Annotated in this window: 22 protein-coding genes; 11 read left to right on the forward strand and 11 right to left on the reverse strand. The window is 68.1% G+C overall.

Annotation, left to right across the window (positions count from 1 at the left end):
* Window positions 1-57: 57 nt before the first annotated feature.
* The gene (locus tag PO605_RS26000) at window positions 58-927 is read right to left on the reverse strand and encodes a hypothetical protein (RefSeq protein ID WP_272207102.1); all 870 of its coding nucleotides are present in this window, start codon (window positions 925-927) and stop codon (window positions 58-60) included.
* 64 nt (window positions 928-991) lie between these two features.
* Between PO605_RS26000 and PO605_RS26005 the strand changes: the two genes are divergently transcribed.
* Complete coding sequence (locus PO605_RS26005) at window positions 992-1,873, forward strand: peptidoglycan DD-metalloendopeptidase family protein (protein WP_016450475.1); 882 nt, start codon at window positions 992-994, stop codon at window positions 1,871-1,873.
* Window positions 1,874-1,897: 24 nt separating this feature from the next.
* On the opposite strand, the gene PO605_RS26010 is transcribed toward PO605_RS26005, so the two are convergent.
* A complete protein-coding gene (locus PO605_RS26010) occupies window positions 1,898-2,476 on the reverse strand; it encodes a DUF2242 domain-containing protein (RefSeq protein WP_016450474.1) in 579 nt (192 codons plus the stop codon).
* Window positions 2,477-2,806: 330 nt separating this feature from the next.
* Here PO605_RS26010 and PO605_RS26015 point away from each other — a divergent pair, with 330 nt between their 5' ends.
* The gene (locus tag PO605_RS26015) at window positions 2,807-3,649 is read left to right on the forward strand and encodes an META and DUF4377 domain-containing protein (protein WP_272207103.1); all 843 of its coding nucleotides are present in this window, start codon (window positions 2,807-2,809) and stop codon (window positions 3,647-3,649) included.
* 64 nt (window positions 3,650-3,713) lie between these two features.
* On the opposite strand, the gene cls is transcribed toward PO605_RS26015, so the two are convergent.
* Together cls and PO605_RS26025 are read right to left on the reverse strand one after the other, a co-directional pair.
* Window positions 3,714-5,165, reverse strand: coding sequence for a cardiolipin synthase (gene cls / locus PO605_RS26020; protein ID WP_272207104.1), 1,452 nt, complete (start codon window positions 5,163-5,165; stop codon window positions 3,714-3,716).
* Between the two features lie 355 nt (window positions 5,166-5,520).
* Window positions 5,521-5,868, reverse strand: a complete 348-nt coding sequence (locus PO605_RS26025; RefSeq protein WP_012204400.1) for a MoaF-related domain-containing protein — start codon at window positions 5,866-5,868, stop codon at window positions 5,521-5,523.
* 90 nt (window positions 5,869-5,958) lie between these two features.
* On the opposite strand from PO605_RS26025, the gene PO605_RS26030 reads away from it, so the two are divergent.
* Window positions 5,959-7,332, forward strand: a complete 1,374-nt coding sequence (locus PO605_RS26030; protein ID WP_047469750.1) for an MFS transporter — start codon at window positions 5,959-5,961, stop codon at window positions 7,330-7,332.
* On the opposite strand, the gene PO605_RS26035 is transcribed toward PO605_RS26030, so the two are convergent.
* Window positions 7,329-8,327: a diaminopimelate dehydrogenase gene (locus PO605_RS26035; protein WP_047469775.1), complete on the reverse strand. Its 999-nt coding sequence runs from the start codon at window positions 8,325-8,327 to the stop codon at window positions 7,329-7,331. The genes PO605_RS26030 and PO605_RS26035 overlap by 4 nt on opposite strands.
* A gap of 228 nt (window positions 8,328-8,555) precedes the next feature.
* On the opposite strand from PO605_RS26035, the gene PO605_RS26040 reads away from it, so the two are divergent.
* Window positions 8,556-9,425, forward strand: coding sequence for a pseudouridine synthase (locus PO605_RS26040; protein ID WP_272207105.1), 870 nt, complete (start codon window positions 8,556-8,558; stop codon window positions 9,423-9,425).
* Here the strand turns inward: PO605_RS26040 and PO605_RS26045 are convergent.
* Window positions 9,365-10,357, reverse strand: a complete 993-nt coding sequence (locus tag PO605_RS26045; RefSeq protein WP_016453896.1) for a DHH family phosphoesterase — start codon at window positions 10,355-10,357, stop codon at window positions 9,365-9,367. The two genes, PO605_RS26040 and PO605_RS26045, sit on opposite strands and share 61 nt — an antisense overlap.
* Before the next feature lie 233 nt (window positions 10,358-10,590).
* Between PO605_RS26045 and PO605_RS26050 the strand changes: the two genes are divergently transcribed.
* A complete protein-coding gene (locus PO605_RS26050; protein WP_160855472.1) occupies window positions 10,591-11,799 on the forward strand; it encodes a M20 aminoacylase family protein in 1,209 nt (402 codons plus the stop codon).
* 42 nt (window positions 11,800-11,841) lie between these two features.
* On the opposite strand, the gene PO605_RS26055 is transcribed toward PO605_RS26050, so the two are convergent.
* Both PO605_RS26055 and ylqF read right to left on the reverse strand, forming a co-directional pair.
* Window positions 11,842-14,130 (reverse strand): putative bifunctional diguanylate cyclase/phosphodiesterase, encoded by a 2,289-nt coding sequence (locus tag PO605_RS26055; protein WP_026062425.1) that lies wholly within the window; start codon window positions 14,128-14,130, stop codon window positions 11,842-11,844.
* Between the two features lie 126 nt (window positions 14,131-14,256).
* On the reverse strand, window positions 14,257-15,210 hold the full coding sequence (gene ylqF / locus PO605_RS26060; RefSeq protein WP_016453899.1) for a ribosome biogenesis GTPase YlqF: 954 nt from the start codon (window positions 15,208-15,210) through the stop codon (window positions 14,257-14,259).
* A gap of 168 nt (window positions 15,211-15,378) precedes the next feature.
* Between ylqF and PO605_RS26065 the strand changes: the two genes are divergently transcribed.
* Both PO605_RS26065 and PO605_RS26070 read left to right on the forward strand, forming a co-directional pair.
* On the forward strand, window positions 15,379-15,621 hold the full coding sequence (locus PO605_RS26065) for a hypothetical protein (protein ID WP_013803403.1): 243 nt from the start codon (window positions 15,379-15,381) through the stop codon (window positions 15,619-15,621).
* Between the two features lie 2 nt (window positions 15,622-15,623).
* A complete protein-coding gene (locus PO605_RS26070) occupies window positions 15,624-15,836 on the forward strand; it encodes an oxidoreductase-like domain-containing protein (RefSeq protein ID WP_016450464.1) in 213 nt (70 codons plus the stop codon).
* 7 nt (window positions 15,837-15,843) lie between these two features.
* Here the strand turns inward: PO605_RS26070 and gshA are convergent, their stop codons facing one another.
* The 3 genes from gshA to PO605_RS26085 all read right to left on the reverse strand — a co-directional run bounded on the left by gshA (window position 15,844) and on the right by PO605_RS26085 (window position 19,552).
* On the reverse strand, window positions 15,844-17,373 hold the full coding sequence (gene gshA, locus PO605_RS26075) for a glutamate--cysteine ligase (protein ID WP_047472798.1): 1,530 nt from the start codon (window positions 17,371-17,373) through the stop codon (window positions 15,844-15,846).
* A gap of 266 nt (window positions 17,374-17,639) precedes the next feature.
* Window positions 17,640-18,551, reverse strand: coding sequence for an SDR family NAD(P)-dependent oxidoreductase (locus PO605_RS26080; RefSeq protein ID WP_016453901.1), 912 nt, complete (start codon window positions 18,549-18,551; stop codon window positions 17,640-17,642).
* A gap of 575 nt (window positions 18,552-19,126) precedes the next feature.
* Window positions 19,127-19,552, reverse strand: coding sequence for a hypothetical protein (locus tag PO605_RS26085; protein ID WP_016453902.1), 426 nt, complete (start codon window positions 19,550-19,552; stop codon window positions 19,127-19,129).
* Between the two features lie 160 nt (window positions 19,553-19,712).
* Between PO605_RS26085 and PO605_RS26090 the strand changes: the two genes are divergently transcribed.
* The 4 genes from PO605_RS26090 (at window position 19,713) to nusB (ending at window position 22,404) form a co-directional block, all read left to right on the forward strand.
* Window positions 19,713-20,027, forward strand: coding sequence for a 2Fe-2S iron-sulfur cluster-binding protein (locus tag PO605_RS26090; protein ID WP_016450460.1), 315 nt, complete (start codon window positions 19,713-19,715; stop codon window positions 20,025-20,027).
* 212 nt (window positions 20,028-20,239) lie between these two features.
* Window positions 20,240-21,361 carry a bifunctional 3,4-dihydroxy-2-butanone-4-phosphate synthase/GTP cyclohydrolase II gene (gene ribBA, locus PO605_RS26095; protein WP_016450459.1) on the forward strand — a complete coding sequence of 374 codons (1,122 nt, stop codon included), beginning with the start codon at window positions 20,240-20,242 and terminating at the stop codon, window positions 21,359-21,361.
* A gap of 3 nt (window positions 21,362-21,364) precedes the next feature.
* Complete coding sequence (gene ribH / locus PO605_RS26100) at window positions 21,365-21,835, forward strand: 6,7-dimethyl-8-ribityllumazine synthase (protein WP_016450458.1); 471 nt, start codon at window positions 21,365-21,367, stop codon at window positions 21,833-21,835.
* Complete coding sequence (gene nusB / locus PO605_RS26105; RefSeq protein ID WP_272207106.1) at window positions 21,832-22,404, forward strand: transcription antitermination factor NusB; 573 nt, start codon at window positions 21,832-21,834, stop codon at window positions 22,402-22,404. Before ribH ends, nusB begins: the two co-directional genes overlap by 4 nt.
* Window positions 22,405-22,417 lie beyond the last annotated feature (13 nt).

The following is a 22,417-nucleotide window of genomic DNA, read 5'->3' on the forward strand; positions in this document are numbered from 1 at the left end:
CGCATCTCTGCAACGTCATGCTGCCCCCCCCGCTGCATTCCCAGCGAGTCGAACTCGTCAAAAAAGTACACTTCCCAAGGCATGCTGCCGCCCGGCGCCACGCAAGGATCTGCCCGGCATGACGGCGCCGATCGCGGCCGCCCGGGCCTGCGGCCCGATGACCGGCCGCAGGCAGCGTTGCAGCCCAGGATGAACCCGGTGCCGGCCTCGCAGCCGGGCCAGTTCGGCAAGTGGCCGCAGGCTCCGCATTCGACCCAGGCTGCAGGGGTGCAGCGCCCGCCAGCCGCCCTGCCCGCTGCCGCCATGCCGGGCGAGCGGGGCCGCGATTCCCGCGTGCCTTCGTGGTCGTCTGCCGCCGCGCAGCAGGGCATGCGGCAGCAGGACCGGCAGGACCGCGACCGTTCCATGGCCGATGCCGCGCGCATGCGCCAGCAGCAGCAACAGCAGATGGAGATGCAGACCGCCCGCCTGCGTGGCGAGGAGCAGTCGCGGCAGCAACAGCAACAGCAACAGCAACAACGGCAGCAACAACAGGCCCAGCGCCAGGCACAGATGCAGGCCAGGGACCAGGCCCGCGAACAGGCGCAGATGCAGGCCCGCCAGCAGCAGTTGCAGCAACAACAGCAACAGCAACAAGCCCGTGCGCAGGAACAGATGCAGGCCAGAATGCAGGCCCAACAACAGGCGCAGCAGCAAGCGCAACGACAGGCCCAGATGCAGGAGCGTCAGGCGCAGCAGCAACGCATGCAGCTCCAGCAGGCACAGCAGGCCCAGGCGCGCGCCCAGCAGCAGCAGGCCCGCGCGCAGCAGGAGCAGCGCCAACAGCAGCAGCGCATGGCCAACGCATCCCGCCCGCAGGAACGGCGCGGCGGACGTGACGAACGCCGGGACCGCTGAACGGCCCGGCAGAGGTTTGGCTTGGCGCACGCTTGGCGGACAATGGGGCGATCGATAACGGCCCCATGCCGGCGCCAAGCCCGCCGCTTCATCCATGCAGATACCGACGACGAATCCCCGCTCCCGCCGACTGTTCGTGCAATCCCTGTGCGCCTCGGGCGCGGGCCTGATCCTTCCCTCCTGGGCCGCCAAGGCCGCAGCGCCCTCCAGCGAATCCCCCTGGCCCCATGACAGCCGCGTGCCCGGCGGCGTGGCCCGTCTGTCGCTGGGGCCCGCATCCCAGCGACCCCAGGTACTGGCCGGCGACGTGCCCGTGCTGGTGGTGGGCGACATGATCGAATGGACGGCCGTGGTCGGCATTGCGCTGTCGGCCGCACCTGGCACCCACAGCGTGACCGTGAAGGGCGAAGGCGCAGCGCGCTCCCTGGCCTACGAGGTGCGTGACAAGAAGTACACCGAGCAGCGCCTGAAGGTCTCGCCCAAGACCGTGGACCTGTCGCCCGAGGACGATGCGCGCTACCAGCGTGAGCGCGCCCACCAGCAGACCATCATGGCGCTGTTCACCGAGCCGCCCGCACGCCCCGGCGACCTGCGCATGCGCCAGCCCGTGCCGGGCCGGCGCAGCAGCAGCTTCGGCCTGCGCCGCGTGTTCAACGGCCAGCCGCGCAATCCGCACAGCGGCATGGACATCGCGGCAGCTACGGGCACCAACGTCGTCGCGCCGCTGCCGGGCAAGGTGGTGGATGTGGGCGACTATTTCTTCAACGGCGGCACCGTGTGGCTGGACCACGGCGGTGGCCTGCTGAGCATGTACTGCCACCTGAGCAGCGTGCAGTGCAAGCTGGGCGATCAGCTGGACACGGGAGAGGCCTTCTGCAAGGTCGGCGCCACGGGCCGCGTCACCGGCCCGCACCTGCACTGGGGCGTGATGCTCAACCGCAGCATGGTGGACCCGGCGCTGTTCCTGGCGGCGTGAACGGGGCTGTGGCGCCCGCCGGCGTCAGTGGTCGGCCGAGGGAATCGTGTTCTGCGGCGCCACCGGCGTGGGCACGGCGATGGAGTCGCGGTCCTGCGCCAGGTAGCGCGAGACCAGCTCGAAGAAGCTGTCGTAGAAGCCGCTCTTGGCAATCGTCTCGCTGCCCACCTTGACCATGGAGTCGCTGCCCGAGGAGAACGGCAGCGACACGGACCCCAGCGCACCCACGCCCAGGCTGGCCGAGTTGGCGCTCTTCTTCAGGGTATAGCGGTCCTGCAGCGCCGTGACAAAGCCGATGCTGACCTGGCCGTCGGCGGTCTCCGGCACGCAGACCACGCGGATGTTCATCTGCAGGTTCAGCTCCGGGTCGGGCTGGAAGCTCTTGCTGCCTTCTATGAGTTCGGCCGTGCGCGCCATGGCGATGTAGCCCTGGCTCAGCAGCGCGCGGCGCGCGGCCTCGCAGGTCTGGGCCGGCGAGGCATCGAACATGCGCGAGAAGGTCTCGGTGGAGCCGAAGCTCTCCTGCACCGGCACATGCTGGGGAATCGTCGAGCCGCAGCCCGCCAGCACCATGATGACGGCCAAAGCCCCTGCGCAGCGCATGCCACGCACCCTGTTTGCTGCACTCCAACGTCGATACACGAACCTGCTCCTTGCTCCGGTGCCGCAGCCTGCGGATGGCGTGGCGGCTGGCCGCCTATTCTCACCCGAGCGCAATGCAATGGCCGGCAACTTTGCAGCAATCGGTTTTTCCGTCTGCATCAAATAGATGCAAACGAATGTGAATAGCGCCCCGTTCTGACAAGCGCCGCCGCGCATCTGCGTTATGGTGCCCCGGTTCGGCAAGGGCCGGTGCGGCTCATGCCGCACCCGGGCTGCCCAAGCCTGCCGCCGCTGCGCCTGTACCTGTACCCATCAACCAAGGAACTCAACATGAAGCCAAGCTGGACCTGGTGCCTGCCCGTGATCGTCACCATGGGGCTCGGCGCCTGCAGCCATATCGACAAGGGCGGCAACGCCGAAGACGGCGCCAAGCCCCAGGTGTCGGCTCCTGCCGGCCCGCCCGGTGACGCCCAATCGCTGACCGCCTACCACTGGAGTCTTCGCCAGGCCTTCACGCCACAGGGCACCGAGGACCAGAGCTGGTTCCTGACGGCCGCCTCGCGCAAGCGGCCCCTGCAACTGGAGTTCGCCGACCAGCGCCTGGCCGTCAAGAACCTGTGCAACGTGGTGACCACGGGCTACCGCACCGAAGGCAACCGCATCGCCACCCAACGCGCCGCCAGCACGCTGATGGCCTGCGACGACGACCAGCTGATGGCGCTGGAGCAAAAGGTGGCCCGCATCCTGCCCACGGCCAAGCAATGGTCCGTGCAACTGGGCGAAGGCAAGCAACCGCCTCGCCTGACGCTCACCTTCATCGACGGCACGCGCTGGCAGCTCGACGGCTCGCCCACGGCCCAGACCCAGTACGGCAGCGCAGGCGAACGCATCTTCCTGGAAGTGGCGCCCCAGCGCACGGCCTGCAACCACCCGCTGATCAAGGACTTCCAGTGCCTGCGCGTGCGCGAGATCCGCTACGGCGACAACGGCGTGAAGACCTCCACCGGCGAGTGGGAGAACTTCTACAGCGAGATCGAGGGCTACAAGCACGAGCCCGGCATCCGCAACGTGCTGCGCATCCAGCGCTACAAGCGCCAGAACGTGCCGGCCGACGCATCGGCCTACGCCTATGTGCTGGACATGGTGGTCGAAAGCGAGCGCGTGGGCCGCTGAGCGCGCCTGCTGCCCCACAGCCCTGAAGGCCTGCACTGCGCAGGCCTTTTTTGTGGGCTGCGCCTCACAGCACCGGACTGAGCATCGCCAGCAGGTTGTTCCAGATGCGCCGGCCCCAGGGCCAGGCGTGGACCTGGGCGGCCGTGATGCGGTCGGACTGGCGGATGTACTCGCCCTGGCGCTGGCGGATGGCGCGGGTCACGGCCTCGTCCTGCAGCAGCACGTTGTTCTCGAAATTCAGGTCGAAGCTGCGCAGGTCCAGGTTGGTGGAGCCCACGAGGGCCACCTGCCCGTCCACGCACAGGGTCTTGGCATGCAGCAGGCCGGGGCGGAATTCATGAAGGATGACGCCGGCCCGCAGCAGGTAGCGGTAGGTGCTGCGGCTGGCCGCGCCCACGATCCACGAATCGTTGCGCGCGGGCAGGATGAGACTGACCTGCACGCCGCGCCAGGCGGCGGCGCACAGGGCCTCGAGCACCGTGGCGTCGGGAATGAAGTAAGGGGTGGAGATCACGACCTCGCGCCGTGCGCTGGCCAGCAGCGTGGACACGAGCTGCGAGGTGGAGCGGGGCCGCTCGGCCGGGCCTTCGGCAATGACGACGGCGGCAAAGCCGCCTGCAGGCCGGTCGGGCAGACCGTTTGCGGACCGGACAGCCAACGGCATGGGAGGAACCTGGGCGACGCTGCGTGCCTGCGCCCAGTCGCTGGCGAACACCTGCTGCATCTGCGCCACCACAGGACCCTGCATGCGCAGCATGACATCGACCCAGGGCGCATAGCGGGCCTTGACGGCAAAGGCTTCATCCGCGCAGTTCTGGCTGCCGCAGTAGGTGATGCGCTGGTCGATCACGGTGATCTTGCGGTGGTTGCGCAGGTCCAGGCGGCTGGTGAACATCACGCGGATCGGATGGCTGGTGGGCAGGGCCACGGCCAGTTGCACGCCCGCCTGGGCCATCTGCTGCCAGAGGTCGGTGCGCAGCAGCGCGCGCGAGCCCAGGCCGTCCACCATGGCGCGGCAGACCACGCCACGCCGTGCCGCGCGCACCAGCGCCTGGGCCACGGCCGTGCCCGTGTGATCAGCCAGCCAGATGTAGTACAGCACGTTGATTTCATGCTGGGCGGCGTCCATGTCGGCCAGCATGCGGGCGCGGGCCTCGGCGCCATCGGCCATGAGCTGCGCGGTGTGGCCCGGCTGCGCGGCAAAGCGGTTGATGGAGGCCGCATAGCCGAAGGCAGCCTGCCACTGCGGGGCGATGCCCGCTATCGGCACGGCGGCGCCGTGGTCCATGGCAGCGCCTGCGGCGAAGTCCTGCACCTTGCGGTACCGGGCCCGGCCGCGGCGGCGCAGCGTGACTTCGCCAAACAGGTAGTACAGCGCGCAACTGACGTAGGGCAGCAGCACGATGACGGTGAGCCAGCCCATGCGAACGTCGGGGCGCACATCGTCACGCAAAAGGATGCGCAGGCCGAAACCCGCGATGAGCAGCAGATGCAATGCGATAAGCAGCCAGGTCATGCGGCCAGCATAGCGGCGGCATTGCGGACCTGTTTCTCAGGCGCGCAATGTTTCACGGGGGCACGGGCCTTGATCTGCGGCGGGCGGCTGCACACCGGTGATGGATCCAGGAACAGAATTCCACGAAAAACCTGAATCATGACGAAAGTACACGCACACATCCCACGAAATTTTTCCGTTGGATGAAGAAAATGACGATGGCGTGACGGTTATGCCCAGCGACTGTGGGCCTGCCTGTGGACAAGCTTCGGGACAACCCGTGTTTGCGGCGCCAGCCTTGGCTTTGCCGGTGGCGCTCAAAAAACAGGCATGTTGCGCCGCCGCCGCAATGTTTCACGCAGCACCGGCAGGGTTCTCAGCGAAAGCGGAAACGGCCTTCGACGAACATGGAGGACCGGTGGCCGCCCTCGCTGGCCGGATCGGCAAAGGACCAGAAGGCCTGCACCGTTCCCTGCGCCGTGTCTATGACCTGGCTGACGGTGAAACCGGTTTTCTCGATCCAGTTGAGGAAGTGCAGGCTGTCGCTGACCTGCAGGTAGCTGAGCCGTTCGCAGCCGTCGGACACATGGCCCAGGGAATCGACCACATGCCAGACCATCTGGCCTTGCGGCGTGTACCGCACATCAGCCTTGCTGTCGGGGAAGTCGATGACCGCTTCGCGCCCGATCAAGGTGCCGGCGTATTGCATGGACAACATGGACATGGTGTGTTGCTCCTCTGATGCGGGGTTCTGGCCTGACCCGTGATGGCATATTCTCGCGCCGCGCCGCGGGTGTTTGTGGGAGCAGACCGCATGCCTTCGTCGGCAGCGTGGAGCGGGCACAACGGCCAGCAAGGCGCCGGCATTTCGCAGATACTGCGCGTGCTCCTCCACGGATATCCGATCTTGCCCTCCTCCCCGCTTCCCCCCTCATCGGCCGACAGCCCCGCTGCCGGCCTGCGCAGCAGCGCCTTCGTTCCCTTCGTCATGGCGCGCATGCTGTCCATGTTCGCCCAGCAGATGCAAGCGGTGGTCGTGGCCTGGCAGGTGTATGACCTGACGCGCGACCCCATGTCCCTGGCCTATGTGGGACTGGCCCAGTTCCTGCCCATGCTGGCGCTGCTGATTCCGGCCGGCGACCTCAGCGACCGCATGAGCCGCAAGCGCCTGCTGTCGGGCAGCTGGACCGTGGCGGCGCTGTGCTCCCTGCTGCTGCTGTGGCTGTCCTGGCACGAGGGCGCGGCCGCGCACGATGTGCACTGGATCTACGCCGTGCTGGTGCTGTTCGGCTGCAGCCGCGCCTTCACGGGGCCGGCCCTGCAAAGCCTGCTGCCGCAGATCGTGCCGCGCGAGCAGTTGGCCCAGGCGCTGGCCACCAACAGCATGCTGATGCGCACGGCCGCCATCGCGGCGCCCGTGCTGGGCGGCCTGCTCTACGCCTGGGGCGGCGCCGTGCTGACCTATGCGGTCTGCGGCGTGTCCCTGGTGCTGGCCGTGCTGCTGCTGGGCACGGTGCCCGTGCGCTATGCCGAAGCCATGGCGCCGGCCGGCGGCTCGCTGTGGCTGCGCTTTGGCGAAGGCATCCACTTCATCCGCACGCGCCCCATCATCCTGGGCACGATTTCGCTGGACCTGTTCGCCGTGCTGCTGGGCGGCGTGGTGGCCCTGCTGCCCGTGTACGCGCACGAGGTGCTCAAGGTCGGGCCCGAAGGCCTGGGCCTGCTGCGCTCGTCCATGACCGTGGGCGAGGTGGCCATGGGCCTGTGGCTGTCGGCCCGCCCCATACAGCGCCATGTGGGCCGCGTGATGTTCGCCGCCGTGGCCATCTTCGGCGTGGCCAATCTGGTGTTTGCGCTGTCGCACTGGTTCTGGCTGTCCATGGCGGCGCTGATGCTGGCGGGTGCGGCCGACATGGTGAGCGTGTACATCCGCTCGGCCCTGGTGCAGTTTTCCACGCCCGACTCCATGCGCGGGCGCGTGAACGCGGTGAACATGCTGTTCATCGGCTCGTCCAACGAACTGGGCGAGTTCCGTGCCGGCACCAGCGCCGCCTGGCTGGGCGCGGTGCCCGCTGCCGTGGTGGGCAGCCTGTGCACGCTGGGCGTGGTCGGCAGCTGGATGACCCTGTTCAAGCCGCTGCGCGACGTGGACCGGCTGGAAGACGCGGCCCGCGTGGGCCAGGGCTAAAGCAGCTCGGCGCGCAGCTGCTGCGCAGTTTTGGGCGACAGCAGGCCGGGCGCCACGTCAAAGACGGTCCTGCAGCCCGTCTGCCCCGATTGCTGCAGCCGGTGCACGGCGCGCGCGTAGGCCACGAGCACGCTGGCCGTGAACTCCGGGTTGCTGTCCAGCTGCAGCCGGTATTCAATGGAATGGCGCAGCCCATCGGAGCTGCTGCCGCTGCGGATGACGAAGCCGCCATGCGGCATGGCCGCATGGTCACGGGCCAGCTCCTGCGCGCTGATGAAGTGCACCGTGGTGTCGTACTCGTCGAAGTAATGCGGCATGCCGGTGATGGCCTGGCGCACGCCGTCGGCATCGGCCCCATGCTCCAGCACCACAAAGCACTCGCGCCGGTGCCGCTCGCGCGCAGACAGTTCGGGCCGCACGCCGCTGCGCACGCGCTGCACGGCCTCGTCCACGGGAATGGTGTACTGCACGCCGCCGGCCACGCCGGGAATGCGGCGGATGGCGTCGGAGTGCCCCTGGCTCAGGCCCTTGCCCCAGAAGGTGTATGTGGCGCCATCTGGCAGCAGGGCCTCGCCCATGAGGCGCTGCAGGGAGAACATGCCCGGGTCCCAGCCGGCCGAGATCAGCGCCGTGGTGCCCGCCGCGCGGGCCGCCGCGTCGACCAGCTCGAAATGCCCGGGAATGCGCGCATGCGTGTCAAAGCTGTCCACCAGGCTGAAATGCGCGGCCAGCGCGGGGGACTGCTGCGGCAGGTCGTCCTTGGAGCCGCCGCACAGCACCAGCACGTCGATGCCTGCGCGATGGGCCAGCAGGCTGTCCATGCCGTGCACGGGCGTGCCGGGCTGCAGCGGACGCAGCTGCGCCGGATCGCGGCGGGTGTAGATGCCGGCCAGCACCATGTCGGGGTTGCGGGCAATGGCCACCTCCACGCCACGGCCCAGGTTGCCGTGGCCGACGATGGCGATGCGGATGGGAGCGGTGCTGCGATGGTCCATGCGGTGCGGTGCCTTTGCGATGAGGTTCAAAAACTGCGGCTCGAAAATGAGGTCCATGCGCCAGCGCAGAACCAGGCGCGATCTTGCATCGCCAAGGAGCAGCCAGTCGTGCACTGCCGGGCAGCACTGCGTTGCCCTGCGCGGGGGTACTGAGCGGCGATGTTGGGCAGGGGTATTGGGAGAGGGTCGTGGGCCGTGGTGGACAGCAGCGCCTACACTCACGCCCTCATGTCCCAGCCCTCATCCCCCATCGCCCAGCCGCTGCCCTCGGAGTGCGGCGACGCACCGCTGCACATCCTCTGGCGCGACGAGCACCTGGTGGCGGTCTACAAGCCCGCAGGCTGGCTGGTGCACCGCACGGGACTGGACGCGCACGAGACGCGCTTCGTGCTGCAGACCTTGCGCGACCAGCTGGGCTGCCATGTGCACCCTGCGCACCGGCTGGACAAGGGCACCTGCGGCGTGCTGGTGATGGCCCTGCATGCCCAGGCCGCGCAGCGGCTGGGCCAGGCGTTTGCCGGGCAGCAAGTGCGCAAGCAATACCTGGCGCTGGTGCGCGGCTGGCTGCCCGATGCGGTGGAGGTGGACCATGCCCTCCGACCCGACGATGCGCCCGAGGACGCGCCAGCCCAGCCCGCACGGACTTCGCTGCGCTGCTTGGCCCGGCTCGAATGGCCCGAGGCCTTTGATCCGCGCCATGCGGCCACGCGGATTTCGCTGGTCCAGGCGCTGCCTGCCACGGGCCGCCGCCACCAGATACGCCGCCATCTCAAGCATGTGGCCCATCCCATCATTGGCGACGCCACGCATGGCAAGGGGCCGCTGAACCGCTGGTGGGCCGAGCGCCTGGGCCTGCAGCGGCTGTGGCTGCATGCCCATGCGCTGGAGCTGGCGCACCCGATGACGGGCGAGCCGCTGCGCTTGGAGGCCGACTGGAGCCGGCTGGGCCATGTGCCCGATGTGCAGCACTGGCGCGCGCTGTGCGCCCTGCCCGGCTGGCAGGCCTGTGCGGGCCTGCCGGCGACGGCCGGGCTGGATCAGGCAGCTTCGGCAGGCGCGCCCGTTTCAGGCTGCTCCATCAGCGGCGCGGCCACGTAGGCGTAGTCGGCCGAGGCATCGGCCTTGAGCACGCCCGACAGCAGCTCCACCAGACGCTCGTTGCCCATCTTGAAGCCGCAGGCCTGGGCATGGCCGCCGCCGCCGAAGCTTTCGGCCAGCGCAATGCAGTTGAACTCCGAGCGCGATCGCAGCCCGACCTTCACGCCCTTGGTGCTGGCATGCCACATCAGCGCGAAGCTGCCGCTCTGGCGCGCCAGCAGGTCGCCGACCTGGCTGTGGAACATGCCGGGGCAGTTGACCATCAGGCCCTGCATGCCGTTGAAGACCAGGGGCTGGGCGGACTCGGAAATGTCGGCGCACAGCTTCTGGAATTTCTCGTCCATGGCGCCGCCGCGTGCCATGAAGGCAGCTTCCTGCTCGGGCGTGAAGGCCGCGATCTCGGCCCAGCGCTCGAAGCTGCGCGGCTCCATGTCCAGCGCCGCGAGAAAGCCCGCGCTCTCGGCGAATTCCCACTTCCAGATGTCGCGGTCCTCGATGAAGCGGATCAGGCCCGGCACGGGCTTGTCGGCCTGGAAGAACTCCCAGGCCAGGCGCGCGCCGGACTTGTTCATGTCGAAGTGCACGACGCCGCAGCGGCACTGGTAGCCGGTGAGCTTTTCGGCAGCGCTCTTGTGGTGGTCCAGCACCACGAGCTTGGACACGCGCGACTCGATCTCGGCCATCAGCTCGGGCTCGAAGGCGAAGTCCAGCACGTAGACCGCGCGGCCGGCCAGCTCGCCCAGGTCGTCGGCCGTCTGGATCTCGCCATGGTCCAGTCCGCGGAATTCGGCCTGCCCGCCGTAGAACAGCCAGGCCGCCAGCGCCGCGCCATAGCCGTCCGGGCAGCGGCGGCCGTGGTACAGGATCAGGGGCTGGGGATCGTCATGCTCGGGGCGCACGAACAATTGCAGGGGCAGGATGGTGTTTTTCATGATGGGGGCGATTGTCGGTCCTGGCGCCATTCCCCTGCATCTGCGCCAACTCCCAGGCCAGGGCATTGCGCGGGCAGCTATCAAAGAACGTAGCGCAAAGCCGCGGCAGCACAAGGCCTATCGGCGCGGCAGACGGCATAGGCAAACCCCAGGACCTATCATGTCCGCCTTGTCATTGAATTGCTGCGACCGCCTGCGGACCCGCTTGGCGTGCAGGCCGTCGCGGCCCCTGTATGCGATCCACACCCGACATCACCCCCCATCTCGGCTCCCTGCTGAAGTTCCGCCACGACCTGCATGCCCACCCCGAGCTGCGCTACGAGGAGCACCGCACCGGCGACAAGGTGGCGGCCTATCTCCAGGCGCTGGGGCTGCAGGTGCACCGCGGGCTGGGCAGGACCGGCGTGGTGGCAAGCATCCACGGCCGGGGGCGCAGCGCCGCCAACCCGGGCCGCAGCCTCGGCATCCGTGCCGACATGGATGCGCTGCCGGTGACGGAACTCAATGCCTTCGGCCACGCCAGCCAGAACCCGGGCTGCATGCATGCCTGCGGCCATGACGGCCATACCACCATGCTGCTGGGTGCGGCCACGCTGCTGGCGCAGCAGCCCGATTTCGATGGCACGGTGCACCTGATCTTCCAGCCCGCCGAGGAAGGCGGCGCAGGCGCCAAGGCCATGATGGACGATGGCCTGTTCGAGCGATTCCCCTGCGAGGCCGTGTTCGCCCTGCACAACTGGCCTGCCCTGCCTGCCGGCGAAATGGCGGTGCGCGTGGGGCCCATCATGGCGTCCACGCTGCGTTTCGAGATCCGCGTGCACGGCAAGGGCGGGCACGCTGCCATGCCCCACACCACGCTGGACCCGATTCCCGTGGCCTGCGCCATCGTCGGCCAGCTGCAGACCCTGGTGTCGCGCAGCACCGATCCGCTGGACAGCGCCGTGCTCACCGTGGGCAAAATCACCAGCGGCACGGTGGAAAACATCATTCCCGACGAGGCCAGCATCTTCGGCACGGTGCGCGCCCTCAGGACCGAGACGCAGCAGATGTTCATCGAAGGCATGCAGCGCATCAGCGAGCATGTGGCGGCCGCCCATCTGTGCCGCGCCGAGTTCATCCTCAAGCCCGGCTACCCCAACACCACCAACCACGCGCACGAGGCCCGCTTCATGGCCGATGTGATGCGCGAGGCGGTGGGCGAGGACCGCACCCACGCCGACATCCTGCCGGCCATGACGGCCGAGGACTTCGGCTTCATGCTCGAGGCCGTGCCCGGCGCCTATGGCTGGATAGGCAACGGTCCCGCCACGGGCCAGCCCGGCGTGGGCCTGCACAATCCCGGCTACGACTTCAACGACGACAACCTGGGACGTGGCGCACGCTTTTGGGATCTGCTGGCGCGCCGCTGGCTGGAGCAGCCCGCCAACCAGGCCAGGGACTGAGACAGGCCGCGCCAGCGCCGCGACCCTGGCGTGCCTACGGCCTCAGACGCCGGCCGCCCCCACTTGAAGATCCACCCACTCGGCGGCAGGCAGCGGCCGGCCGTAGTGGTAGCCCTGGAACAGCACATCCTGGTTCCAGGCGCGCAGGGTGCCGGCCTGCTCCTCGGTCTCCACGCCTTCGGCCACCACGCGCAGGTGCAGGCGACGGGCCATGAGCAAAATGGCTTCGACCATGGCGGCATTGCCGGGCGAGGCATGGCAGTCCTGCACAAAGGACTTGTCGATCTTGAGTTCACGGAACGGCAGCCGCTGCAGATAGGCCAGCGATGAATAGCCGGTGCCGAAGTCGTCCAGCCCCATCTCCACGCCCAGCAGCTGCAGCTCGGTCATGCGCTCGCGCGCCTCGTCCACGTCGCGCATGACCACGCTTTCCGTGACCTCCAGCGTCAGCCGGCGCGGGTCGGCGCCGGTGGTGGCCAGGATGCGCTTGAGCTTGTTCACCACATCGGGCTGGCGGAACTGCCGCCAGCTGACGTTGACCGACAGCCGCCAGCCGTGCTGCACGAATTCGGGCCGCACCAGCATGCGGCAGGCCTGCTCCAGCATCCAGTCTCCCAGCTGCACGATCAGGTCCGACTCCTCTGCCACGGCAATGAAGTCGCCGGGCTCGACCATGCCCAGGCGCGGATGGTTCCAGCGCACCAGCACCTCGGCGCCCACGCAGCGCCCCATGCGGTCCACCTGGGACTGCAGGTAGGGCTGCAGCTCGCCGGCCGGGATGGCGCGGCGCAGGTCCTTTTCGATGCGAAAGCGCTTGCCCACGGCCTCGGCCATGTCGGGCTGGAAGATGACGACCTGGCCCAGACCGGCCTGCTTGGCCTGGTGCAGGGCCACGCCGGCGCGGCGCAGCACGTCATGGCCGCCGCTGTCGGTGCGCGAGGCGGCAAAGCTGGCCGCGCCAATGCTGCAGCTGGCCTGCACTTCCTCGCCGGTTTCCTCCAGCCACAGCGGCCGCTCCAGCGCGTCCTGCAGCACCTGGGCCAGGGCGCGCATGTGCTGGTCGACCTCGGCGGCCTCGTGGCCTGCCTTCTCCAGCAGCACGGCGAATTCGTCGGCGCCCATGCGGGCCAGCAGCACGCCGTCGGGCAGGGCATCGGCCAGGCGCAGCGCCAGCGCGCCCAGCAGCGCGTCGCCGCGCACCGTGCCGCGCACGTCGTTGAAGGCCGTGAAGCGGTCCATGTCCAGCAGCAGCAGGCCGTGGCGCGGCTCGCCCCCCTTGCCGCCCTCGCGGAACTCGCGCGCCAGCGCGCGCAGCCGCTGGGTCAGCGACAGGCGGTTGGGCAGGCCGGTGAGCGCATCGAAATGCGCCAGCGCATGGATCTGGCGCTCCGCGCGCATGCGCTCGGACAGGTCCTGCTTGAGCTCCACATAGTTGACGATGCTGCCGTCCGAGGCCCGTATCGGCGCCACGAGCACGGCCTCGGGCAGGTCCTCGCCCTGGCGCGTGCGGTTGGTCATCTGGCCGCGCCACAGCGCGCCCCGGCCCAACTGGTGCAGCGCCTCTTCCCAGGCCGGAGCATCCAGCCCCATGGTGGAGTAGCGGTGCGTGGGCTGGCCCAGGACTTCGTTGCGCGCAAAGCCCGTGCGCTGCAAGAAGGCCTCGTTCACATAGACGATGTTCTGGTGCACGTCGGTGATGACGATGCTCTCGGGGTTCTGCTCCACGGCGCGGTAGAACTTGCGCAGATCGTCCTGGTGCTGCTCCAGCGCGCCCAGTGTGTCCTGCAGCTCCTGGGCGCGGCGGATCAGGCTGCGCCGCGCCATCAGCGTGACCGTGCCCGTCAGTCCCAGCATGCCCACGAAGTAGAGCATGGAGAACACGGGCGAGGTCTCGCGCTGGCCGATCCAGTCAACGCCTTCCCGGCCCGCCACCCAGAAACCGGCCATGGTCAGCACGGACAGGACCAGCATGACCAGCGTGGTGCGCACGCCCAGCACCCAGGCGCACATGACCAGCAGGGCAGGAAAGGCCAGCACCGAGCCGCTTTGCACGCCGCCCGTGGCGGCCACCACGGTCACGGCCGCCGTCCAGGTGCCCCAGACAAGCACATTGGAGGCCAGCCGCCAGTGCCGGCGCCAGCCCAGCAGCACGGCACCGAAGCTCACGCCTGCGGCAACCAGGTTCAGCCGCACGCTGAGCCAGGGAACGGGGTCCTGCATCAGCAGCGCCATGGCCAGCATCACGGTGAGGCTGGTGATCCATATGCTGCCCACCAGGACCACCCTGCGCAGGGACAAATGGGTTTCCGCCTCGACTCGATGACGCCGCATGAAAAAGCCCCAACAGAGAAAGAACACTCAACATGCTAGCGGTCGGCGCCGCCTGCGGCTGTGGTGGTTGTGCCACCGCCCCGGTCGGACGCGCTCTTGCACCAAACAGGGTATGCGGGCGCCGGTTCAGGGCGCGCTTTTGCGCTCGCGCGGCGGCCGCTTGCGCGCCTTGACGGCGTCCTTGCGCGCCTGGCGCTCGGCATCGCGTTGCTGGCCCACGGCCAGCCATTGCGCGTACTCCTCGGGAGTCTCCAGCGTGATGCGGCCCAGGACCGCTGCGCGGAAATCCGTGAGCACCAGCTCGGCCGCCTTTTGCACATTGACACGTCCGCCGCCCATCATGGCGCCGCGGCGCCGGCCGATGGCGTCCAGCAGCTCGTCGTCGTGCAGGGCGGCGATGCGTTCGTTGTCCAGGCCCAGCTTGTAGCGCGCCTCCAGCATGTCCGCGTAGTTCTTCTGCAGATAGCCCAGCAGCTCCAGCGCCACCAGTTCCTCGTCATAGGCGTTGCGGCCGACGGCGCCGCTGGCGGCCAGGTTGTAGCCGCTTTGCTCGACGATGATGCGCGGCCACAGCATGCCGGGCGTGTCCCAGAGGTAGAAGTCGTCGGCCAGCACGATGCGCTGCTCCAGCTTGGTGATGCCGGCCTCGTCCCCCGTCTTGGCCTGCCGCTTGCCGCTCATGGAGTTGATCAGCGTGGACTTGCCCACGTTGGGGATGCCGCAGATCAGCACGCGCATGGGCTTGGCCATGCCGCCACGGTTCGGCGCCAGCAGCTTGCAGGCCTCGATCAGCCGGCGCGTGGGCGCGGGCTCGGAGGCGTCCAGCGCAATGGCGCGCGTGTCGCTCTGGGCGTTGTACCAGTCCAGCCACAGCGGCGTGCGCGCGGCATCGGCCAGGTCCTGCTTGTTGAGCACCTGCAGGCGCGGCTTGTGGCCCGTCAGCTCCTGCAGCAACGGGTTGCTGCTCGACCCCGGCAGGCGCGCATCCAGCACTTCGATGACCACATCGATTTCCTTGACGCGCTCGGTGATCACCTTGCGCGTGAGATTCATGTGACCGGGGAACCACTGTATGGCCATGGGATTACTTTCTGGGAAACGGGGGGACTGGCAGGGGCGCAAGGATAATTCATGGCTTGCGCAGACAGGATGCAACAACGCGCGGCGCCCCGGCGCAACCCGCAGACTTCCATTTTTTCTTGCGCAAGCCGCAATTGTCCCCCGCTTTTACGCCCAGCCTCACTGCCCATGTCCTTGCCCGATACCCCCTCGTCCCGCTCCGCCTCGCGCAAGGCAGACATCGAACTGCTGATCAAGGGCGTGACCTGCGCCGTGATCGGGCTGGTGATTCTGCTGGCGCCACAGTTCATGGCGCCCGGGGGCATCGTGCAGATGATGGCCCAGTCGTACCTGGTCGGCTGGTTCGCCCTGCTGCTGGGCACGGCCTTCATCGTGCTGTTTGCGGTGCGCCGCAGCAAGGCGCGGCGCTGAGCATGGTGCAGGGGCCGCTGGAGCAGGCGCTGTCGCAGATCCAGCTGTGGCAGCAGCGCGCCCAGGCCGCAGGCATTGCACTGCGCCCTGCGCCGCCCCAGCCCACGAGCTGCTGCGGCCGCGGCTGCAACGGCTGCGTCTGGGAGGGCTTCTACGACGCCGTGCTGTTCTGGTGCGAGGACGCAGGCCAGGCGCTGGGCGCCGGGCGGGGTTGAAGCGCGCTCAGCGCAGGTTCTCCGGCGCCATGTAGCGCAGGCGCCATTCCTCGAACGACAGCGTGTCCGCGGCCTCGATGTCGCGCTGCTCCTGCACGGACTGCGCCGACCATTGCTCGAAGCGCTGCTGCTGCGCCTGGCTCCAGGGCAGGGCCAGCAGCGAGTCGCGGGCCTGCTCGGACCGGGCCAGCGTGAAGTTCGCAAAGCTGTTGCCGTATGCGCCCGTCAGCTCGCCCAGCACATGGGCCGACGGCGTGCGCTCGGGGTGCTCCAGGCGCTCCAGCGCCTGGGCCAGGGCGGCGCTGTAGTCCTGCGTGCCGTGGGTGCTGTCCAGCGCCTGGGCGTAGGGTCGGCACTGGTCCAGCACTTCATGGGCCCAGTCGCGCAGCGGCACTTCTCGGCCGGCGCGCACCAGCTGCAGGCCCGGCTCGCGGCCGCGCTCGGCCGTCAGGTGCTGGTTGTGCTTGAGTTCCGCGATCTCGTCCGGCGTATCCGGCGGGCTGTCGGCGTTCAGGCAGTGCAGCAGGAACACGTCCAGCATGCGCATGGTGGGCGCGGCAATGCCCACGTCCTCGAAGGGATCGAGGTCCATCAGGCGCACTTCCACATACTCCACGCCGCGCTCGCGCAGCGCGTGCAGCGGGCGCTCGCCGCGGCTGACGGTGCGCTTGGGGCGGATGGTGCCGTAGAACTCGTTTTCGATCTGCAGCAGGCCCGTGCCCAGCTGGTTGTAGTCGCCGCCCGGGTTGCGCACGCCCAGCATCTCATAGGCGGGATAGGGTTGGGTCAGCGCGTCGTACAGCGAATTCGCATAGCCTTCCAGGCCGTTGTAGCTGACGTTGATGCTGGCCTGCGCATCGCTCTGGTAGCCCAGGCGTCCCATGCGCAGCGAGGTGGCGTGGGGCAGGTACAGCGCCTGGCCCGTATTGCCCAGCGGCTGCAGCCGGTGCTCGCGCCCCTCGACGAAACAGGGACACAGCGCGGGCGACGCGCCATACAGGTACAGCAGCACGAAGGCATGGCGCCGGAAATTGCGGATGAGCGAGAAATACTGGTCGCTGGTCACGCCGGGCAGCGACCAGTTGTAGTGGATGCCCGAAATCGTCTGCATGCGCCGGCCATAGCGGTGGCCCAGCCCCATGCGGTACACGCTCTTGGAGCGGCCCGAGTGCGAGGAGCCGTAGCGCGCCAGCGGAATCGTCTCGTCCGTGGGCAGCTGGCAGGGCATGCTGGACGACCACAGCATCTCGCCACCCGCATCGCGCAGGCTGCGCAGCACGAACTGGTGGATCTGCACCAGCTCGTCCAGGCATTCCTGCACGCCCAGCCGCGCGCCGGTGATCAGCTCGATCTGCGATTCGCTGTAGTCGGTGGTGATGTGCGGATGCGTGAGCGCCGAGCCCAGCGCCAGGGGATGCGGCGTCAGTGCCAGGCTGCCGGAAGGCAGCACGCGCAGGCCCTCCTTTTCTATGCCACGGCGTGTGCCCTTGAGCCGCTCAGGACCGGGAACCGCCATGGATGCCTGCGATGTTTTCATTCTTGTTTACCGATTCGTTGATGGGCATCGGCCCACACGGAAACCACCAGGATTCCCGGCGGACCCGACCCGGACGCCGAATGATAGAGAAACGGCAGGAAACGCGATGGCGCCTGTCCGCTTAACCACGCGTTTTGGCCTGTTGCCCCGCATGGGATCGCCGCGAGCGAAAGGAATATGTCAGAGTTTTGCCCTCCCGGCCGGCGCTGCCTTGATACCGGGCAAGGGACGGCCGGCCAGCGGCGAAACCTCTGGCCGGCCCCTGGTCATCGACGGGCTGCAGCCATGGCCTTGCCCACTTCCAGCGTGCCCTGGGCGGCGCCGCTGGCGGGCACCTGTTCGCCGCTGCGGTCCAGCACCTGGGCCAGCTGCGCGGCCAGCTGTTCCGGCACCTGCTCGCCCTGGCCCAGGTAAACGCCTTCGGTCAGCGTGATGAAGGCGGCCTCGAAGCCGCCCGCGCCTGCGCACAGCGTGGTGCGTGTGGGCGCACTTTCGTGGGCCAGCACCAGCATGGCGGGCACCACGGCCTCGGGCTTGAGGGCGGCCAGCACGGCCTCGGGCATCAGGCCTTCCGTCATGCGGGTGGCCGCCGTGGGCGCCAGCGCATTCACATGGATGCCGTGCTTGGCGCCTTCTATGGCCAGCGTCTGCATGAGGCCGACCTGGGCCAGCTTGGCCGCGCCGTAGTTGGCCTGGCCGAAGTTGCCGTACAGGCCCGTGGACGAGGTGGTCATCACGATGCGCCCGTAGTTCTGCGCCTGCATGTGCGGCCACACGGCCTTGCAGCAATGGGCGGCGCCCATCAGGTGCACTTCCACCACCAGGCGGAAGTCGTCCATGCCCATCTTGGCAAAGCTCTTGTCGCGCAGGATGCCGGCGTTGTTGACCAGGATGTCCACGCGGCCCCAGGCATCGACGGCCTGCTGCACCATGGCCTGCACGGCCTCGAAATCGGTGACCGATGCACCGTTGGCCAGCGCCTGGCCGCCCGCCGCGCGGATCTCGTCCACCACGGCCTGGGCCGCCGTGGCCGAACCGCCGCTGCCATCGACCGCACCGCCCAGATCATTGACCAGCACCTTGGCGCCGCGCGCCGCCAGCGCCAGCGCATGCAGGCGCCCCAGGCCGCCGCCGGCCCCCGTCACGATGGCCACGCGGCCTTCAAACTCAATCGCCATGGAGATGCTCCCTTTGTGTCGTTGGATGCCGGTTGCGCCCTCCGGATGGCAGGGCACCGGCCACCCAGCAATGTAGACGGACGCCGGCCGCATTCCGGTTGCCGAAGCGACTGCGGCAGGCCCGCCGGCCTTGTCCCCATCATTTCGTGACAAGCCTGTGGAAAACCATGTGCAGGCTCGGGACTGGCTGCTTAAGTAATTGTTTTGATTCGATTTTTTCGTTTTGCCTATTTTTTAATCAAATCCACAAGTCGTGTGCCCGACTTATCCCGCCTCACCCTGAACAATCTTGTGAACAACTTTCACAGCGGGCGGGATAAGGCACGCAAGTCATTGATTCAAAAGAAAAACAGAAGGAGCGCTTAAAAAATAGGCAGAAGACCCCTGATTTTCGGGCCACATCCCGCTTATCCACCGCGCAACCCGCATGTACGCATTTACCCCCATTCGTACTGGACAAGCATGTGGACAAGCCGCCAAAAATGCCGAATTCGCAACATAAGTCATTGATTTGACAAACAAGCCAGTCAATTGCTCAAAAAACAGGCAAACCTGTGCGTCGCAGCCGGACGCGTTCAAACGCCTTGCGACCCGCTCCCCTCACAGGCCTCATCACGCGCATGCGCTGCAAGCGCCCCGCAGACGGCACCGGCAACCAGGGGAAAGACATAGACGCCGAGGGATTTGGGAAACGGCGTGCCGGAGGTCGCTGAAAAGCACGCAGCCAGCGCGGCGACACCGCTCACCGCACCCAGCACGGCGCCGAACTCCCTGGTGCTCAGTACCTGGAGCAGGCCCCTGAGAGGCCAGCCGACCACATAGATCACCCCCGCCAAAGCGGCAGGAACAGCACCTATGCCATAGCCGAACACGACGAGCAGCCAGTTCACCGGCAGGACCGGCGCACCGTCCGCGCCCACAAGCATCACGGTCAGCACGCCCACACCGGGACCGACCAGCAGGAAAACGAGCACAGGCAGGAGGTAGGGCTTGATATGCATGGCGCCAAGCCTAGCGCACCGCTGACCGCTGCCCGGGAGACCCACCTCAACCCGGCCCCTGGCGCCAGACATTGCCTGATATAGGCCCGATACAGAGCCCGATACAGGGTACAAACACCCTTCGCCCCACAGAATTGCAGCCCCCCCCCCCTTGATAACCATGAGCCAGGATTCCCCCGCCTCCTCCCCTTTTTCCCCGCCCTTCTTCACCGCCCGCCTCACGCCCAGCGGTCTGCAGGTCGATGCCTGGGCCGACCAGCCGCTGTTGCACTCGCTGGAGCAGGGCGGCGTGGACTGGCCCAGTTCCTGCCGCAACGGCACCTGCCGCACCTGCATCGGGCAGTTGGTGTCGGGCAGCGTGCGCTACGAGATCGAATGGCCGGGCGTGACGCGCGAGGAGCGGGCCGAGGGCTGCGTGCTGCCCTGCATCGCCTATCCCGAAGGCGATGTGGTGCTGCAGGACCCCGGCCCCTGAATCCGGCCAAAGCCCGCGCCGCCTGCGGCCGATGGCCGCTGGAATAGAATGTGCGCTTTCGCAAGGTCATTCCGGGTCATGCCGATTGCCGACAGCGGCTGCGCCGCGCCACACGTTCTTTGGAAGCCCACTTCTGACGCCTGCCAGGCCGAGGGAGCCGGCGCGTGTGCCGCGCCCCGTCCGCACGACCCGGCTCCTCCAGAAGGCACTCCATGAACAACTCCACGTCCCCCGTGCCCATCTCGCCGGTGGAAGACATCATTGCCGACATGCGCGCGGGCCGCATGGTCATCCTCGTCGATGAGGAAGACCGCGAGAACGAAGGCGACCTGGTGCTGGCCGCCGACCATGTCACCCCCGAGGCCATCAACTTCATGGCGCGCTTCGGCCGCGGCCTGATCTGCCTGACGCTCACGCGCGAGCGCTGCGAATACCTGAAGCTGCCGCCCATGGCCGCGCGCAACGGCACCGTGTACAGCACGGCCTTCACCGTCTCCATCGAAGCGGCCGAGGGCGTGACCACCGGCATCTCCGCCGCCGACCGCGCCCGTACCGTGCAGGCCGCCGTGGCCAAGGACTCCAAGCCCACGGACCTGGTCCAGCCGGGCCACATCTTCCCGCTGCAGGCCGTCGACGGCGGCGTGCTCATGCGCGCCGGTCACACCGAGGCCGGCTGCGACTTCGCCGCCCTGGCCGGCTGCAGCCCCGCCGCCGTGATCTGCGAGATCATGAAGGACGACGGCACCATGGCCCGCCTGCCCGACCTGCAGCTGTTCGCGGCCGAGCACGGCCTGAAGATCGGCACCATTGCCGACCTGATCCAGTACCGCAGCCGCAACGAAACTCTGCTCAGCAAGGTCGGCGAGCGCCCGCTGCAGACGGCGCATGGCGAGTTCATCGCCCATGCCTTCCGCGACCTGCCCAGCCAGTCCGTGCACCTGGCCCTGGTCAAGGGCCAGTGGGATGCCGACACGCCCGTGCCCGTGCGCGTGCATGAGCCGCTGTCCGTGCTGGACGCGCTGGAGACCGGCCGCACCCTGCATTCCTGGAGCCTGGACACCAGCCTCGAATACATCGCCCGCCAGGGCCACGGCGTGGCCGTGCTGCTCAACTGCGGCGAAAGCGGCGACCAGCTGCTGGCCCAGTTCGACGGCAGCGCACGCGCCGCCCAGGCGCCCGAGCGCGGCCGCATGGACCTGCGCACCTATGGCGTGGGCGCGCAGATCCTGCGCGAGTGCGGCGTGCAGCGCATGCAGCTCATGGGCCAGCCGCGCCGCCTGCCCAGCATGGCCGGCTACGGCCTCGAAATCAGCGGCTACATCCCCAAGGAATAAGAAATGTTGAACGCAGAAAAGGGCCAGGCCCTGAATCTTGATGGTGCGCAACTGCGCATTGGCATCGTGCAGGCCCGCTTCAATGAAAGCATCACCAACAGCCTGACCCAGGCCTGCCGCGAAGAGCTGCTGGCCCTGGGCGTGCAGGCCGGAAACATCGACCACGTCACCGTGCCCGGCGCCCTCGAAGTGCCCGTGGCGCTGCAGGCGATGGCCGAGTCCGACCGCTACGACGCCCTGGTGGCGCTGGGCTGCATCATCCGTGGGGAGACATACCACTTCGAGCTGGTGGCCAACGAATCGGGCGCGGGTGTCACGCGCCTGGCCCTGGACTACCAGCTGCCGATCGCCAACGCGATCATCACCACCGAGAACACCGAGCAGGCCATTGCACGCCAGACCGAAAAGGGACGCGACGCGGCCCGGGTCGCCGTGGAAATGGCCAACCTGCTCCAAACCATTGACCGACCATGAGCGACGAACACTCCACACCGGCCTCCGCACGCCCTCCCCGCCAGAGCCGCACCGGCCTGACCAGCACCGGCGCGCGCAAGGCCGCCTCCAAGTCCAACCGCAGCCGCGCGCGTGAATTCGCGCTGCAGGCCCTGTACCAGCACCTGGTGGGCGGCAACGACGTGGAGGCCATCGACCGCTTCACGCGCGACCTGTCGGGCTTTCACAAGGCCGACTCGGTGCACTACGACGCGCTGCTGCGCGGCTGCATCAACTCCCAGGTGGACCTGGACGCACTGATCGCCCCCAAGCTGGACCGCACCATGGCCGAGATCTCGCCCATCGAGCACGCCAGCATGTGGATAGGCGTCTATGAATTCCAGCACTGCATGGACGTGCCCTGGCGCGTGGTGCTCAACGAGTGCATCGAGCTGGCCAAGGAATTCGGCGGCACCGACGGCCACAAGTACGTGAACGCCGTGCTCAACGGCCTGGCGCCCACGCTGCGCGCCGATGAGGTGGCACACGACCGCGCCGCAAAGAGCAGCGCAGCGCCTGCGGCCGACGACGCGGCCGGCCAGGCCGGCTGAAGCGCGTCCTGCC

It is taken from the genome of Delftia sp. DT-2 (assembly GCF_028401915.1).
GTDB classification, from domain to species: domain Bacteria; phylum Pseudomonadota; class Gammaproteobacteria; order Burkholderiales; family Burkholderiaceae_C; genus Comamonas; species Comamonas tsuruhatensis.

Bases quoted from the DNA above. Each gene is read 5' to 3' on its own strand.
- PO605_RS26070 (WP_016450464.1), top strand. From the start codon at position 15,624: ATGGTGCAGGGGCCGCTGGAGCAGGCGCTGTCGCAGATCCAGCTGTGG.
- PO605_RS26025 (WP_012204400.1), bottom strand. From the start codon at position 5,868: ATGTCCATGTTGTCCATGCAATACGCCGGCACCTTGATCGGGCGCGAA.
- gshA (WP_047472798.1), bottom strand. From the start codon at position 17,373: ATGAAAACATCGCAGGCATCCATGGCGGTTCCCGGTCCTGAGCGGCTC.
- ribBA (WP_016450459.1), top strand. From the start codon at position 20,240: ATGAACAACTCCACGTCCCCCGTGCCCATCTCGCCGGTGGAAGACATC.
- PO605_RS26005 (WP_016450475.1), top strand. From the start codon at position 992: ATGCAGATACCGACGACGAATCCCCGCTCCCGCCGACTGTTCGTGCAA.
- nusB (WP_272207106.1), top strand. From the start codon at position 21,832: ATGAGCGACGAACACTCCACACCGGCCTCCGCACGCCCTCCCCGCCAG.
- ribH (WP_016450458.1), top strand. From the start codon at position 21,365: ATGTTGAACGCAGAAAAGGGCCAGGCCCTGAATCTTGATGGTGCGCAA.
- PO605_RS26030 (WP_047469750.1), top strand. From the start codon at position 5,959: ATGCCTTCGTCGGCAGCGTGGAGCGGGCACAACGGCCAGCAAGGCGCC.
- PO605_RS26055 (WP_026062425.1), bottom strand. From the start codon at position 14,130: ATGCGGCGTCATCGAGTCGAGGCGGAAACCCATTTGTCCCTGCGCAGG.
- PO605_RS26040 (WP_272207105.1), top strand. From the start codon at position 8,556: ATGTCCCAGCCCTCATCCCCCATCGCCCAGCCGCTGCCCTCGGAGTGC.
- PO605_RS26010 (WP_016450474.1), bottom strand. From the start codon at position 2,476: ATGCGCTGCGCAGGGGCTTTGGCCGTCATCATGGTGCTGGCGGGCTGC.
- ylqF (WP_016453899.1), bottom strand. From the start codon at position 15,210: ATGGCCATACAGTGGTTCCCCGGTCACATGAATCTCACGCGCAAGGTG.
- PO605_RS26085 (WP_016453902.1), bottom strand. From the start codon at position 19,552: ATGCATATCAAGCCCTACCTCCTGCCTGTGCTCGTTTTCCTGCTGGTC.
- cls (WP_272207104.1), bottom strand. From the start codon at position 5,165: ATGACCTGGCTGCTTATCGCATTGCATCTGCTGCTCATCGCGGGTTTC.
- PO605_RS26090 (WP_016450460.1), top strand. From the start codon at position 19,713: ATGAGCCAGGATTCCCCCGCCTCCTCCCCTTTTTCCCCGCCCTTCTTC.
- PO605_RS26015 (WP_272207103.1), top strand. From the start codon at position 2,807: ATGAAGCCAAGCTGGACCTGGTGCCTGCCCGTGATCGTCACCATGGGG.
- PO605_RS26065 (WP_013803403.1), top strand. From the start codon at position 15,379: ATGTCCTTGCCCGATACCCCCTCGTCCCGCTCCGCCTCGCGCAAGGCA.
- PO605_RS26050 (WP_160855472.1), top strand. From the start codon at position 10,591: ATGCGATCCACACCCGACATCACCCCCCATCTCGGCTCCCTGCTGAAG.
- PO605_RS26080 (WP_016453901.1), bottom strand. From the start codon at position 18,551: ATGGCGATTGAGTTTGAAGGCCGCGTGGCCATCGTGACGGGGGCCGGC.
- PO605_RS26045 (WP_016453896.1), bottom strand. From the start codon at position 10,357: ATGAAAAACACCATCCTGCCCCTGCAATTGTTCGTGCGCCCCGAGCAT.
- PO605_RS26035 (WP_047469775.1), bottom strand. From the start codon at position 8,327: ATGGACCATCGCAGCACCGCTCCCATCCGCATCGCCATCGTCGGCCAC.